This is a genomic window from Exiguobacterium sp. s161 (assembly GCF_018619045.1).
GTDB lineage: Bacteria > Bacillota > Bacilli > Exiguobacteriales > Exiguobacteriaceae > Exiguobacterium_A > Exiguobacterium_A indicum.
In genome coordinates, this window is record NZ_JACSNH010000001.1 from 363051 (window position 1) to 377087 (window position 14037).

Below are 14037 nucleotides of genomic sequence, written 5' to 3' on the forward strand. Positions count from 1 at the left end.
ATAAACGATTGTGACGTATGAAAGTATACGTCACGACGGAACTATAAAAGCGAGGAAATCACGGATGAGTCAGATTGTGATCGTAACGGATAGCACTGCCTATCTGCCAACAACGTATTGTGAAGAACATCAAGTGCACGTCGCACCGCTTAGCGTCATCTTTGAAGGGGAGGCTTATCGGGAAGGATTTGATATCTCGGTTGCTGATTTTTATGAACGGATTCGGACGGGTAGCCTTCCGACGACTTCACAGCCGAATATTGGAGATCTCGTTGCGACGTTTGAACAGCTGCCAGAAGGAACGGATATCATTGGCATCACCCTTTCAAGCGGGATCAGTGGGACATATCAAGCGTTGCACACGATCAATATGATGATTGATCATGTGAACGTCCATCCTATCGACTCACGTATTTCCTGTATGCCGCAAGCGTTTCTCGTCCAAGAAGCGGTTCGTTTGCGAGATGCAGGAGCCACGGCGGAAACGATCGTCCATCATTTAGAGGAACTGAAAGAACGCATTCGTGCGTACTTTGTCGTGGATGATCTCGAACACCTTCAACGCGGAGGTCGTCTCAGTGTCGCGCAAGCATTCGTCGGTTCGTTCTTAAAGATTAAACCCGTTCTCCATTTCGTGGATGGAAAAATCGTTCCGTTCGAAAAAATTCGGACGTTCAAGCGGGCCGTCAACCGAATCGAAGAGATGATGCAAGAAGATATCGAAGGAGACGGAACCGGGTATACGATCGGTGTCATTCATGCAGAAGATTCTACGAAAGCAGAACAGGAAATTGCGTCCTTACAGACGAAGTTTCCAAATGCGCAAATCGAGATGAGTGTATTTGGTCCAGTCATCGGTACACACCTCGGACCGGGCGCGATCGGTATCACATGGTACAAAAAATAAGATGAAAACACATTGACGGACTCTATCGTCAATGTGTTTTTTCTTGTCCAGATATATGAGATAGCAAAACTATTTTTTGAGAAACCGCGTATTCCATCCATACATCTCTTATACAGCATACGTTGTCGATCTTCCTATCCGTCCGTCAAGATGAAGCAAATGGGAAACGAAGGAAGTGAAGCAATGGATATACGCGGGAGATGGATTTTAGCAAAACAGATGGAAACCCGATTGCCGACGCATCAACTCATTCCAGCCGTGACGTTTACGTGTCAGCGGTGTGGAGCCTTTCCGGTCAAAGGCCCTTGCACGTGCGGAAAACGTTGCTATTATTGTCGACGATGCATTGCTTATGGGAAGTTGCGCACATGTGATCAGCTCATTACGGATACCCGTCCGCTCGATCCGGTACATCCAGCACAGCATCAACCGATTCGTTTGACACCTGCTCAAACGACTGTCGCGCGGACAATTGAACAGACGATTCTCCGTGGTGGAAGGTTGCTAGTTCACGCGGTTTGTGGAGCAGGGAAGACACCGATGTTCTTCCCCGGTATCGAAAGAGCATTGGCGAACGGAAAGCGTGTTCTTGTGACGGCGCCACGTGCGGATGTCGTCCGTGAATTGACGCATCATATCAAACAGGCATTTCCGACTGCTCACGTCGTATCTTTATATGGTGGATCAGCGGATCGTCTTCTCTTAGGTGAAATCACGGTCAGCACGACACATCAATTGATTCATTACCGGTCTTGTTTTGATGTCGTCTTATTAGATGAAGTCGATGCCTTTCCGTTTCATATGAACTGGACGCTACATCGATACGTCAAACGGGCGATGACGCAAAAAGCAGCGTTGATTTTATTAAGTGCGACGCCATCGATGTGGCATCGTCGCTATCCGACAGTACGATTAATGCGGCGTTATCATGGATATCCTTTACCGGTTCCCCGATTGAAGTCACCGTTTACGATGCAGTCGATCGTTGAGTGGTTGCATCAGTATGAACAGCAACCGCGTCTCGTGTTCGTCCCCCGAATCGCAGCGCTCGAAGCATGGCAAACACGATTGAAAGAAGTCGGTATTGATGTGACGACCGTCCATGCGGAAGATCCGGACCGCATTGAGAAAATCCAAGCATTTCGTACGACGAACGGTATTTTGCTCACGACGACGATTTTAGAGCGTGGCGTGACGATCTCTAACGTACAAGTGGCCGTCCTGGATGCTGATCAAGGGTTTAGTACGAAAGCCTTGATTCAAATCAGTGGTCGTGTCGGACGAGATGCGGCTTACCCGGACGGGGATATTTCATTTTTCGCCAATGATCGGTCGGATGCCCTATTTTATGCCATCCATCAGATTCAAAAAGCGAATCGATGGACGACTTCATGAAGTGTTTATGCTGTCAGCATGACTTTATACCTAACTGGGAACTGAGTAATATGTGGACTAGCCAAAACATTTGTAATCCCTGTAAAATGAAATTTGTAAAAAGTGGTGGATGTGTGGACTGTGGCAAACCAGGTATCGAGCTCTGTCAGGACTGTCGACGATGGCAAAATCTCGGCTTACCACTTCATACCCGTACGATGTATCTTTACAATGGAGAAGCAAAGGCATTCATGCATCGTTATAAATTTTTAGGAGATACTGTCCTAATTCGGATGTTTACCGACGAGTTGAAGAAGGTAAAAATGAGAAGAGGATGGATCGTTCCGATTCCGCTTAGCCGTGACCGCTTGTCTGAACGAAAATTCAATCAAGCAGAAGAGATCGCTAGACGAATGAATGGGAAGGTCACCTTAGCATTAAAGCGCGACGAAGGGACACCGCAGAGTAGGAAATCAAGAGAAGAACGTCTTAAACGATCGAATCCATTTCATGTCACGAAAGAAGTTGCAGGGAAAAATATCTTGCTGGTCGACGATGTCTACACAACAGGAATAACACTCCGGCAAGCGATGGTGCGTCTCAAGGAAGCGGGCGCAAGTGAAATTTCTGCAGTAACTTTATTTCGGAGTATTTAATATTTCATCATTCCTGCCGATACTCTGAATGAGGTGAAGGAAATGGATGTAGTAAACTGCAAATCTTGCGGGAAAATTTTTGTAAAACAATCTTCTGATCTTTGTCCGACGTGTATGCGTCAAGATCATCTGAATTTCGAAAAGGTACGCGAATTCTTGCGAGAGCGGCGAAAAGTCCGAACTTCACCGAATGATGTCGAGATGCAAACAGGAGTCAAACGCGAAACCGTCTTTCGTTATATCAAGGAAGGGCGCTTGTTGATTTCTGAGATTTCTCAAATGGAAATCACGTGTGAGAGTTGCGGAAAACCCTCTCATGAAGGGACGATTTGTGCTGACTGTCGTGATAAATTGCGACGTGACCTCGCCCAAGCGATGCAAGATTCTGTGGACCCTTCGAAACCGAGAACGTATCGAACTTAAATCAAGAATCTCGTAATCTAGAAAGCAGGTGTTCACATGCGAATTGATTCGACTAAATGGGTGAACATGCCCAAGACGTATGAAAGAAATCAACCCGTAGAAGGAACCGAAACAAAACGAATGAATCGAACAGACGAAGTGACGATTTCAAAAGAAGCACGCGTGCGCTTCGAAGGAACGACTTCATCGCGGGCAGATAAAATTGCCTCCCTTAAACAAGCCATTCAGGATGGAACCTATAAACCGGATGCGAACAAAATCGCGGAACGTTTCTTGAACTTGTAATAAGGTGAATGAAACTGACATTAGAAGCGACTCGGGGCACGGATGCGCGGGTCGCTTTTTATATGAAACGATAGCAAGGTAGCAAAGTAGTCGGACTCATGATAAAAGGAGCAAACACGATATGGAAATCATCCGACAGTTGACGGAGGCGCATGAAGCATTATTAGCGCTCGCCTTTTCGAAAAAAGAGGCATTGATTCAAAACGACATGAGTCGCCTTTCGAAAATCGTCAAGGAAGAACCCGTTTTGCTAAAACGCATCGCGACATTAGAGCAAGAGCGCATCGAATCCATGGGAACCGTGACGATGACGGAGTGGATCGCGTCGCACCCTGAAGATGTCGAAACGCTTCGAGCTCTCTTATCGACGATGGGGCAACTGCGAAAAGCGAACGCGCTGAACGCAGAGTTATTAGAACAATCGTTACATTACATCGAATGGCATTTGCAATTGCTCGTACCGGAAGCGGATGACTTTACATATGGTCAATCGACGTTTGACCGGACACACTTCAATCGAAATGCATAAGGAGGAAGTCGAATGGGTTCAACATTCATGGGGCTTGAAACGGGACGTCGTGCGCTGACGACGAGTCAATGGGCGTTACAAGCGACAGGAAATAACGTATCAAATGCCGGAACAGCAGGATTTTCAAGACAGCGTCTCGTCCAAGCGACAACGGAACAACTTTCGGTCTCCCTAGGCGGCGGAAAAAACGTTCAATTCGGAACCGGTGTCCGTGGAGAACTCGTCGAGCGATTACGTGACGTAATGGTCGATAAACAATATCGCGATGAATCGACGAAGTATGCGTACTATTCAACGAAAGCAGCAGCATTCGGGCGAATGGAAGATATCATCAACGAACCGTCTGAAACGGGGCTCGCGAAAACACTCGATAGTTTTTGGGCATCGTTACAAGGATTGTCAAAGAACCCGCAAGACTCGGGAGCGCGAAGCGTCGTTCGGCAGCAAGCGGATACCGTGTCAAAGACATTCAACTACTTAGCGACTTCTTTGACGAAGGTACAAGGGGACTTAAAGAATGAACTAGACGTCTCGACGAAAAAAGTAAATGATCTCCTTCAGAAAATCTATAACGTCAATACACAAATTCACGAAATTGAACCGATTGGCGTCTTGCCAAACGACTTATACGATGAACGTGATCGTTACTTCGATGAATTATCGACATATGTGGATTTTAAAAAAGTGCCGATTGATGCAACTGATATTATAAGTGGAAGCATGGGGAACGCTTCAAAGCTTGCTGAAGGGCGTATCGACATTGAGATCATCATTCCTAATCAAGAGTCTATTAAAGCAGTTACAATGAAAGCTGATGATGAAAATGTTCAAGTATTAGAATTCATAACTAACGAAGATGGTAACTATACAGCGTTTAAGGCAGGATCTGAAGAAACAGAGTTTGCGAGTGATATGGTCTTCTCAAATGGAAAACTGTGGGCGTTGATTCAAATGCATGGGTATCAAAATAGCGATCAGTCAGAGGTATCTGGTGAATATGCGAATGTATTAAAAAAACTCGATAGCATGGCGTTAGGTTTCGCCAATACATTCAATAAAATTCATAGTGATAATAAAACCGTGATTACTGAAGCGGACGGTACTAAAACGATTGAGAATGGAACGGATCAATTTTTTGTATCATCTACTTCTGATTCAATAAGTGCTAAAAATATTTCAGTGGGTGACATGATTTGGAGTAGTCTTTCGAACATTGCTACATCACAAGACGGGAATATTGGCGATTCCGCAGGAGCACTTGCACTAGCTAACGTAAAAAGTGAACGTATTGAAAATTTAGAAAATGCATCACTTGGCTCTTTTTATCAGTCGTTGATAGGTGATATGGGAGTAGCGACAAGCCAAACGATTGACCTCGGGAAAAATGCCAGTGTCTTGATGGATAATGCCGATCAACGCCGGATGTCGGTCTCAGCCGTCTCGCTTGACGAAGAGATGACAATGATGATTCAGTACCAGCATGCATACAATGCAGCAGCACGAAACATCACGACAGTCGATGAAATGCTCGATAAAATCATTAACGGTATGGGATTAGTCGGTCGCTGATAAGGAAGGAATGAGGACATGCGGGTCACACAAACGATGTTGACGAAAACAAATATCGGTCATTTGTCTTCGAGCTATCAAAAATTAAGTACGTTACAGGAACAACTAATCAGCGGTAAAAAAATTCAAAAGCCGTCACAAGATCCGGTCGTTGCAATGCAGGGGATCCGGTACCGGACAGAAGTCCGGGAAGTCGATCAGTTCAAGAAAAATGTCGATGAAGCGACAGGTTGGATGGATTTAACGGATTCCGCCTTAGACGAAGTGACGTCTGCCATGCGTCGGATCAATGAATTAACGACACAAGCAGCGAACGATACGTATGATAGTACCCAACGAAAAGCTATTCAAAGTGAAGTTGGACAGTTGATTGAGCATATCGGAACGCTAGCGAATACGAAATACAATGATAAACAAATTTTTAGTGGTACTAAAACGGATACATCTTTCATTGATATTGACGAGTTGAAGCGTTTTTTGAAAAGTGATATTGGTATCGGAGAAATTGATTCTATTTTCAAAGCGTCTGAAGGACCGGATAATGGGAAAATCGAATATGAAATCTCGTCTGGAATTAGAGTTCAGGTCAACGTTACACCGACAGATGGAGCCGATGGCGGTGTGTTTGGTAAAGATACCTTTATGACGCTGAAAAAGCTGTTCAATGCTCTTGGTGGAACGAGCGAAGATGGCAATGAAGACGACAGCACGAACAATGGATTAGAATTATCCGGTATGCTTAAGGATCTTACAGCGATGTTGAATAAGACGGTTGAAATCCGTTCTGACTTAGGCGCACGCGTGAATCGACTGGAACTGAACGCGTCGCGCTTAGAAGATCAAGAAATCATCGCAAAAACGGTCATGTCTGATAATGAAGACATCGAAACCGAACAGGTCATCATGGAACTGAAATCACATGAAACGTTGCACCGTGCTGCACTCAGTGCCGGAGCACGCATCATCCAACCATCGTTACTTGATTTTCTTCGATAAGGGGTGAACCGGGATGAATCTTCCTCATCTAGAGATGCGACAGACCTCTGCTAAAATCGGTATGCAGACGACACCACTTGAGATGCGGCAAACGCAACGTCCGGCTGATCTTTCGATTGAACAACCGCAAGGGGAGCTAGCGATTGAAACTGTAGCGGCTCGTCTCGAAATCGATTCGTCGCAAGCTTGGATCGAGATGGGACGAATCCCAGCATTCGAATCCGTCAGACGGTATGCGGATCTCGGTCAACAAATGGTACGTGAAGGAACGGGACGCGTCGCGAGTGAAGGAGATCAATTGATGCGGATCGAGCAAAAAGGCGAGGTCATCGCGCGGATTGCGAAGATGAACGATACGCCTCCAGCAGAAGTGACGACGATGGGCTTCATTCCTCGGAGTTTAGACCGGGTCAAAATTAATTTCACACCGGCTGAAGTGAATGTTCGTTACACTGCTCGTAAGCCGGTCATCGATGTCACGACGCATCGTCCGGAATTAGAGGTCACAGAAGGGAAAACCGACATTTTCCTTCGGGAACGAAATCAGCTAGATATGTGGCCAGTGGGTGGCATATACGACGAGAAAGGATAATATTATGCAAATCGAAACAGATTTTTTTGGGGTGATTACGATCGAGCCAAGTGAGATCATTACCTTCGCTTCTGAATTACCGGGGTTTCCGGATGCCAAACAATTTGTCTTGTTGCCGTTTGGAGAAGGGGTACCGTTTTGGTCCTTCCAATCCATTGATCAGCCAGAATGCGCATTCATCGTCACGAATCCGTTTTGGATTGATCCAGATTATGTCTTTGAGTTAACAGATTCTGCAAAAGAACAGTTGAGTATCGAAGAAACAGCGCAAGTCGCTGTATACACGACGGTGACGTTACGTGAGCCTTTCCAGGAATCGACGACGAACTTACGGGCACCATTCGTTATGGAAACGAAACAGCGGCTCGCGAAACAAATCATCTTAGAAGATACATATCCGAATCGTCAAAAGATTGGAAGTCTGACAGAAGTAGGTGGACGCTGATGCTCGTATTAAAACGAAAGAACGGCGAAGCGATTCAAATCGGAGACGATATCGAACTAACGATTCTTGCAATTGAAGGAGATCAAGTTAAGCTCGGAATCCGTGCTCCGCGACAAGTCGACATCCATCGGAAGGAAGTCTATTTAGCCATCCAAGAAGAGAATACGGAAGCATCACGGAGTACAGGGTTGATCGGACAACTCTTGAAACAACAAGAAAAGTAAGGTCAAGTGAATGCCAGTGTATCCTCTTGTGATTCAGGCATTCTCTGGAAAAAAGAATACAAATCGACTCCCTGCACGTATTATACGACTGCAGGGAGTCTTTCTTATCATGAAATAAATGCTCAAACGCGTTGAATCGTGTATAGTAAATGGAGAAGAAAAGAAACCTTTTGAATCAAAGAGGGAGTTGTCAGGAATGAATGAGACGAAGCAGCTGAAAAAAGACGCGAACCGTGTACTAAAAGCGACGAGTCGCACCTTCTACATCCCGATTAGTCGACTATCGCAAGATTTACAGGAAGCGGTCGGTGCTGCTTATCTATGCATGCGTGCCATCGATGAGATCGAAGACCATGAAGAACTAGCGACGGACATCAAGACGACGTTACTACGTGAGACGGCATTGATGATGCGTGGCACATTCTCCGCTACGGCCTATCTCGAGTTGATCGCGCCTTACACGGCGCATCTGCCGGAAGTGACACTCCGTCTACCGGAGTGGATCGCCTATTGTCCGGCCGCAATTCGTCCGAAGGTCCTCGATTCGACGGCGGAGATGGCAGAAGGAATGGCGGTCTGGGCAGAGCGCGACTGGACAGTCAAAACAGAAGCAGATCTCGATGAGTACACGTATTATGTCGCTGGACTTGTCGGTGTGATGCTGTCAGACATTTGGTACTGGAAAGCAGGCATTGTCACGGATAAGCAACAAGCGATTGGATTTGGTCGTGGTTTACAAGCCGTCAACATTCTGCGTAACCAACAGGAGGATGCGGAGCGTGGTGTCGGTTACTTCCCACCTGGTTGGACGACGGATACGATGTTTGCTTATGCGCGTGAGAATCTCGCAGAAGCCGACGCCTACCTTGCGTCCATTCCGAAGGAGACGACGATTTATGAATTCTGTCACATTCCACTTGCACTCGCGCATGGAACGCTCGATGCTCTTGCAAGAGGGAAGGAGAAACTGAGTCGTCCGGAAGTTTTGAAAATCGTCGGTGCTGCTGTATTAAAACGATAAGCTTCACTAACGAACAAGCCGCCCGTTTCCATAGAGGAAGCAGGCGGCTGTTTTTGTCTGTCATCGTAAGACATACATCGTCAATCCAATCAGTGCGGAACCAATCCAAATGAGGAGAATCGCTCGTCCGTAAGGAAAGCGATACCCGGCACGACGCGAAATGAGTAAACCGATCCCCATGACCGTCAGTGCGATGAAAAACGTCAAGAACACGGAGAGTTGCTGCATTCCGATTTCCTCCCATCAGTGCAAGTCAGCTAAATACGCGAGCACCTTCTCTTCATAAGCTTTTCGGTCGTGGGCATACGACTGGACATGACCGCCGTTCTCTGTCACATAAAGTTCCGATCGTGGCGCTGCCTTTTGAATCTTCATACTTTCCGTCACTGGAATCGCATCGTCATCTTTCCCGTGGATCAACAGGATCGGGTAATCAATCCGTCGGACGGATTCGACCGGTTTGACGCGTTCGGGATTGAGTCCTGTCAACGGAGGTGTGATTTCTAGAATGATCGGTGTGAACGGGAAATTCGGCAGCCCGCTCCAAACCGGAAGATTCGTGGCGAGATAGTTTTCTAAATCACTAAATGGACTATCGGCGATGACGCCGACGACATCGGCATTCGGAGCGGTGACGAGCGAAGTCGCCGCGCCCATCGAGATACCATAGAGCACGACCGGCTTCGCCGAACGTGACTTCGCGTACCGCACAGCCGTCAACAAGTCGTCTTGTTCCTTGGCTCCGACCGTGACGCGTTTGCCGTCCGATTCACCGGAACCTCGGAAATCAAACGTCAACACATTGTAGCCGGCATCATGAAATTTCTTAAAGAGCGGTAAAACTGGAACATCTTCTTGTTCCCGGTTCTTCCCGTATCCATGCGCAAAGACGATTGTTAACTTTGCATCCTCACTCGGCATCCACCAGCCGGATAAGCGGGTCCGATCTTTATAGGACCGAAATGTCACGTCCTCATAGTCTAGATTTTCTGCCTTCTTCGGATTTGTCGTCAGTGCCTCGCGCTCTGGTTGTGTCAAGGATGAGCCGACATAACCGGAAATACCAACGATGATGACGACGACTAAGGTGACGATGATGATGATGGCAGCAATGATTTTTTTACGATGTTTTTTCCACACCCGCGTTCCTTCCTTTCGTTCGGTTAATGGATATCTTTTTTCTTGAAGCGACCGCCATGGACATCATGGATGTTGCCGATCGCAATAAAGGCTTGTTCATCAAAGTCACGAACGATGTCTTTCAACTTTGATTCTTCCAAGCGACTGATGACACAAAAAATCACTTTTTTCCCATCACCCGTAAAGGCACCTTCTCCATTTAAGTATGTCATGCTTCGTCCGAGACGATCCATGATCGCAAGACCAATCTCTTCATAGTTCTCGGAAATGATCCAGACGCTTTTCGATTGATCGAGTCCATCGATGACGACGTCAATCGTCTTGAAAGCGACGAAATATGTAATCAAGGAATACATCGCCCGGTCCCATCCAAAGACAAAACCAGCGGCACCCAAAATGAAGACGTTGAAGAACATGACGATCTCACCGACCGAAAACGGTGTCGATCGGCTAAACGAGACAGCAAGAATCTCCGTTCCATCGAGTGATCCACTCGATCGGATGACGATGCCAACACCGATTCCGAGAATCAATCCACCGAAGACGGTCGCAAGTAAGTCGACGCTCGTCAACGGACCAATGTGTTCGAGGAGTTTCGTTGCGATCGCCATGATGAAGATCGCGTATAACGTCGATAGGGCGAACGTCTTCCCGATCTGTTTATAGCCGAAGAAGATAAACGGGATATTCAGGAAGAATAACCAAAAGGCGAGGGTCGTGTCCGTGACTTTCGAGCCGATGATCGAGATCCCGACGATTCCGCCATCGATGATGTTATTCGGAACTAAGAATCCTTTCAGACCGATTGCAAAGATGATGGCACCGATCGTTAGCATGAGGAGACGTCGAAAGAGTTGACCTTTCGTCGAACGACGATGATGTTTTATCGGTAGTGGGGACTGCATGTCATTCCTCCCATCTAGAGTAAATTACTTTAAGATTACTATAACAAAAAAGCACGAAGACGTCTGTGAACGTCTTCGTGAGTGAGTCAAGGAGTGTAACGTAACGATTGGAAGAAGCGCATGATCTGTTCGGCTTCCGTTTCGTTCGTATATTCCCCCATATATTGTCCGTCTTGCTGACCGATGATCGTGACAGTACAGGTGACGAGTTGCAGCCCTTCGTTTAATCGAATTTCACACGTCGCGGCATGTGAAGGAAGGGGTGTCTCAGTCGAGAAATACAAGACCTTCGTACTTGTCTGATGTGCCTGTAAGTCAGAAAAAGCGAGCGTGAAGGACTCCGTATGATGCGTCAGCATCCGGATCTTTCCGGGAACGGAAAACCGTGGAACCGTATCACTCGATAAGGCACAAGCCTCGATCGGATAGAGAATTTCTCGAATTAAAAATCCTTCCATCACATCACTCGGAACAGGTCGACTGAAGAGATATCCTTGGATGCATGGACATTCGAGCATTCGGAACGTATCCAGCTGCTGAATCGTTTCGATGCCTTCTGCTACGACATGTAGGTTAAATTCATTTGCCATGTACAAGATACTTTTAACAATCGCTTGCGCTTTCGCATCATCGTAAATGTACGTCGCGAATTGTCGGTCAATCTTGATGACGTCAATCGGATAACGTTGCAAATAGACCATCGAAGAGTAACCTTTACCGAAATCATCTAAGGCGATCCGGACACCCAGGGCACTGACCGATTCAAGCGTGCGACTCGTCATCGGATCATCCATAATGAGGGCCGCTTCTGTGATCTCTAGTTCAAGCAGGGCCGGATCGAGCGCATATCGTGTTAAGGTCTGTTCGATTTGATGCTCGAATCCTGGAATCAATAGCCGCTTTGGTGAGACATTGATTGAGATCGGGATGAGAGAGGCACCGGTCTTGGACCACGCGTTCATCTGCCGACAGGCTGCTTCGAGGACCCAGTCCCCGATGTCGATATGCAGCGCACTTTCTTCTGAAAGCGGAATGAAGTCGTTCGGCGGGATCCGTCCCCATTCCGGATGTTGCCAGCGAATCAAGGCTTCCATTCCGACGATCTTCCCCGTCCAGCTATCGACCTTTGGTTGGTACTCGAGGAATAACTGATCACGTTCGATGGCATAATGCAAGTCTTGCTCCAAACGATAGCGACGATAATAGTCAATATCGAGATTCGAGGCATAATGATGAAACGCACTGTGATCGTCGCGTCGTGAGCGGCGGAGTGCTGTGTAAGAATGCTTTAATAACTCAACGGCGTCCGTGCTGTCTTGAGGATAGCGACTGATACCGATCGAAACCCGAGCGAACAAGGCGTAGGGTTCAATTGAAATCGGTTGTGTCGAGATCGCAAGCAGTTTTTCCGCACACGGCGTGACATCTTGTTCATAGTCGGTCGAGACGAGCAGTGCATATTCATCCCCACCGAGATGACCGAGGAAGACCTCGTCCGGTTTGACATCGTTTAAGCGGGCAGCAGTCGCTTGGAGCCACTGATCGCCGGAACCGTGACCGAACGCGTTATTGATCTCCGTAATACGGTTGAAAGAAACCGAGAGAACGAAAAAAGGAACAGTGCGTGCTTGCCACGATTCAATCGTCTCAATCAGTGCTTGGCGATTCGGAAGACCGGTCACGACGTCTCGGAGAGCGAGTTGCCGTAACTGTTCTTCGTACGCTTTTTGTAACGTGATGTCATGCAAGATGCTGTTGGAATACGCAATTGATCCGTCAGAGTGAAAGATTGGAATTTGTTGATCCTCGACCCATTTAATCCGTCCATCGGGAAAACGGAGACGATACTGAAGTGTTCCGGCATGCCCTTGTAACAAGCGTTGCATGAACTTTCGCATCGCATCGTGATCTCGGGGGTCGATTCGCGACAACAACCACGTATCATTTAAAATTAAATTTTTTGGTAACTCCTCGTAGATGTGTAAAAACCCTTGCGAATGAAATAAAATCCGTCCGGTCGTCAAATCAATTTGTGAGATCGCCGCGTTCACAGCCTCATAAATGTCACGGGCTTGTGCGCGTTCCATCTTCAATTGTTGACGAGCCGCATCGATTTCCGATAAGTCATACAAGACGATTGAAGCCTGATGCGCATGGCCTGCGCGACGTACTGCCTTCAAGCGCAACAATTGATACGAACCGTCTGACGTCAGCAAGGACAGTTCTTGTTCGAACTGGTCCTGCTTTCCAGCTGCCATGCGCTCGATCTCAAAGCGGAGTGGGTCAAAATCCCAAGGATGAATCCGTTCGAGTAACCGTTGTTGCTCGATTGATGACTGATCTTCCCTTAGCCCGAGAAACTTGAGAAGTGACGGTGAAGGCTCGATTTGATGCGACCGTAAGTCATAATAGAATAAGACTAACTCAGGCACTTGCTCAGTCAGCTCCAGTTGGGAGCGAATTTCCGAGACGTCCTCTTCGAGTTGTTTTTCGCGTGTCACATCACGTGCGACGCCATAGACACCGATGACGTGTCCCTCCTGTTCGATCGGCATGTTCGTGATCTTTAAGGTGACGAGATGTTGGTCCGCATGCAGGCCTCTCGCCGTATAGTGAACGGTTTCCCCTTGTAACGCGCGCTGGAAAAACTGCGAGACCGCCTCCATTTGATCCGGCGGATTAAACACGGAAAAGTGCTCATATAAGGTATGTTCTGAATATCCCAGGATTTCTGGGAGATGTTCATTGAAATAGATGATCGTACCAGCAGCATCAAAGACAAAAATCGCATCGGTTTGATGATGGAAAAAGGCTTCTGATTGTTCAAGACGAGATACTTCAAGCCCACCGATATGAATCGGTGCTGTATCCGATCGTCGGATTGTTTTCATGGCCTCAAAAAACGCCATCTCTTCACCTCCATACGTAGTAACGCTTCAGTCTTACTATCGGATGAAGGGGAGAATCGTTG

At 47.1% G+C, this 14037-nt stretch carries 16 protein-coding genes; 12 read left to right on the forward strand and 4 right to left on the reverse strand.

The genetic code is table 11. From position 1 onward, the window contains the following. Positions 1-64: 64 nt before the first annotated feature. The 12 genes from KNQ14_RS01650 to KNQ14_RS01705 all read left to right on the forward strand — a co-directional run bounded on the left by KNQ14_RS01650 (position 65) and on the right by KNQ14_RS01705 (position 9021). Positions 65-907, forward strand: coding sequence for a DegV family protein (locus tag KNQ14_RS01650; protein WP_058713362.1), 843 nt, complete (start codon positions 65-67; stop codon positions 905-907). A 159-nt stretch (positions 908-1066) separates the two neighbouring features. Beyond that, on the forward strand, positions 1067-2302 hold the full coding sequence (locus tag KNQ14_RS01655) for a helicase-related protein (RefSeq protein WP_214859389.1): 1236 nt from the start codon (positions 1067-1069) through the stop codon (positions 2300-2302). Between the two features lie 86 nt (positions 2303-2388). Beyond that, positions 2389-2937 carry a ComF family protein gene (locus KNQ14_RS01660; RefSeq protein ID WP_251138259.1) on the forward strand — a complete coding sequence of 183 codons (549 nt, stop codon included), beginning with the start codon at positions 2389-2391 and terminating at the stop codon, positions 2935-2937. A 114-nt stretch (positions 2938-3051) separates the two neighbouring features. Continuing rightward, the gene (locus tag KNQ14_RS01665) at positions 3052-3360 is read left to right on the forward strand and encodes a hypothetical protein (protein WP_145981725.1); all 309 of its coding nucleotides are present in this window, start codon (positions 3052-3054) and stop codon (positions 3358-3360) included. A 66-nt stretch (positions 3361-3426) separates the two neighbouring features. Further along, positions 3427-3645: a flagellar biosynthesis anti-sigma factor FlgM gene (locus KNQ14_RS01670; RefSeq protein ID WP_241492300.1), complete on the forward strand. Its 219-nt coding sequence runs from the start codon at positions 3427-3429 to the stop codon at positions 3643-3645. 121 nt (positions 3646-3766) lie between these two features. Then, positions 3767-4174 carry a flagellar protein FlgN gene (locus KNQ14_RS01675; protein ID WP_023469292.1) on the forward strand — a complete coding sequence of 136 codons (408 nt, stop codon included), beginning with the start codon at positions 3767-3769 and terminating at the stop codon, positions 4172-4174. 12 nt (positions 4175-4186) lie between these two features. Then, positions 4187-5743, forward strand: coding sequence for a flagellar hook-associated protein FlgK (gene flgK / locus KNQ14_RS01680; RefSeq protein ID WP_214859390.1), 1557 nt, complete (start codon positions 4187-4189; stop codon positions 5741-5743). An 18-nt stretch (positions 5744-5761) separates the two neighbouring features. Next, the gene (gene flgL / locus KNQ14_RS01685; protein ID WP_214859391.1) at positions 5762-6739 is read left to right on the forward strand and encodes a flagellar hook-associated protein FlgL; all 978 of its coding nucleotides are present in this window, start codon (positions 5762-5764) and stop codon (positions 6737-6739) included. 13 nt (positions 6740-6752) lie between these two features. Further along, complete coding sequence (locus KNQ14_RS01690; protein WP_214859392.1) at positions 6753-7331, forward strand: DUF6470 family protein; 579 nt, start codon at positions 6753-6755, stop codon at positions 7329-7331. A 4-nt stretch (positions 7332-7335) separates the two neighbouring features. Further along, the gene (gene fliW, locus KNQ14_RS01695; RefSeq protein WP_041255192.1) at positions 7336-7776 is read left to right on the forward strand and encodes a flagellar assembly protein FliW; all 441 of its coding nucleotides are present in this window, start codon (positions 7336-7338) and stop codon (positions 7774-7776) included. Then, positions 7776-8000 (forward strand): carbon storage regulator CsrA, encoded by a 225-nt coding sequence (gene csrA / locus KNQ14_RS01700; RefSeq protein ID WP_023469287.1) that lies wholly within the window; start codon positions 7776-7778, stop codon positions 7998-8000. The genes fliW and csrA overlap by 1 nt, the downstream gene beginning before the upstream one ends. A gap of 196 nt (positions 8001-8196) precedes the next feature. Further along, on the forward strand, positions 8197-9021 hold the full coding sequence (locus tag KNQ14_RS01705; protein WP_023469286.1) for a squalene/phytoene synthase family protein: 825 nt from the start codon (positions 8197-8199) through the stop codon (positions 9019-9021). A gap of 60 nt (positions 9022-9081) precedes the next feature. Here the strand turns inward: KNQ14_RS01705 and KNQ14_RS01710 are convergent, their stop codons facing one another. The 4 genes from KNQ14_RS01710 to KNQ14_RS01725 form a co-directional block, all read right to left on the reverse strand. Further along, on the reverse strand, positions 9082-9249 hold the full coding sequence (locus KNQ14_RS01710) for a hypothetical protein (protein ID WP_214859393.1): 168 nt from the start codon (positions 9247-9249) through the stop codon (positions 9082-9084). Positions 9250-9264: 15 nt separating this feature from the next. Then, positions 9265-10161 carry an alpha/beta hydrolase gene (locus tag KNQ14_RS01715; RefSeq protein WP_214859395.1) on the reverse strand — a complete coding sequence of 299 codons (897 nt, stop codon included), beginning with the start codon at positions 10159-10161 and terminating at the stop codon, positions 9265-9267. Between the two features lie 23 nt (positions 10162-10184). Beyond that, the gene (locus tag KNQ14_RS01720) at positions 10185-11066 is read right to left on the reverse strand and encodes a YitT family protein (RefSeq protein ID WP_035396207.1); all 882 of its coding nucleotides are present in this window, start codon (positions 11064-11066) and stop codon (positions 10185-10187) included. An 86-nt stretch (positions 11067-11152) separates the two neighbouring features. Beyond that, entirely contained in the window at positions 11153-13975 is a 2823-nt protein-coding gene (locus KNQ14_RS01725) for a sensor domain-containing protein (RefSeq protein WP_214859397.1), read from the reverse strand. Between the last annotated feature and the right edge of the window lie 62 nt (positions 13976-14037).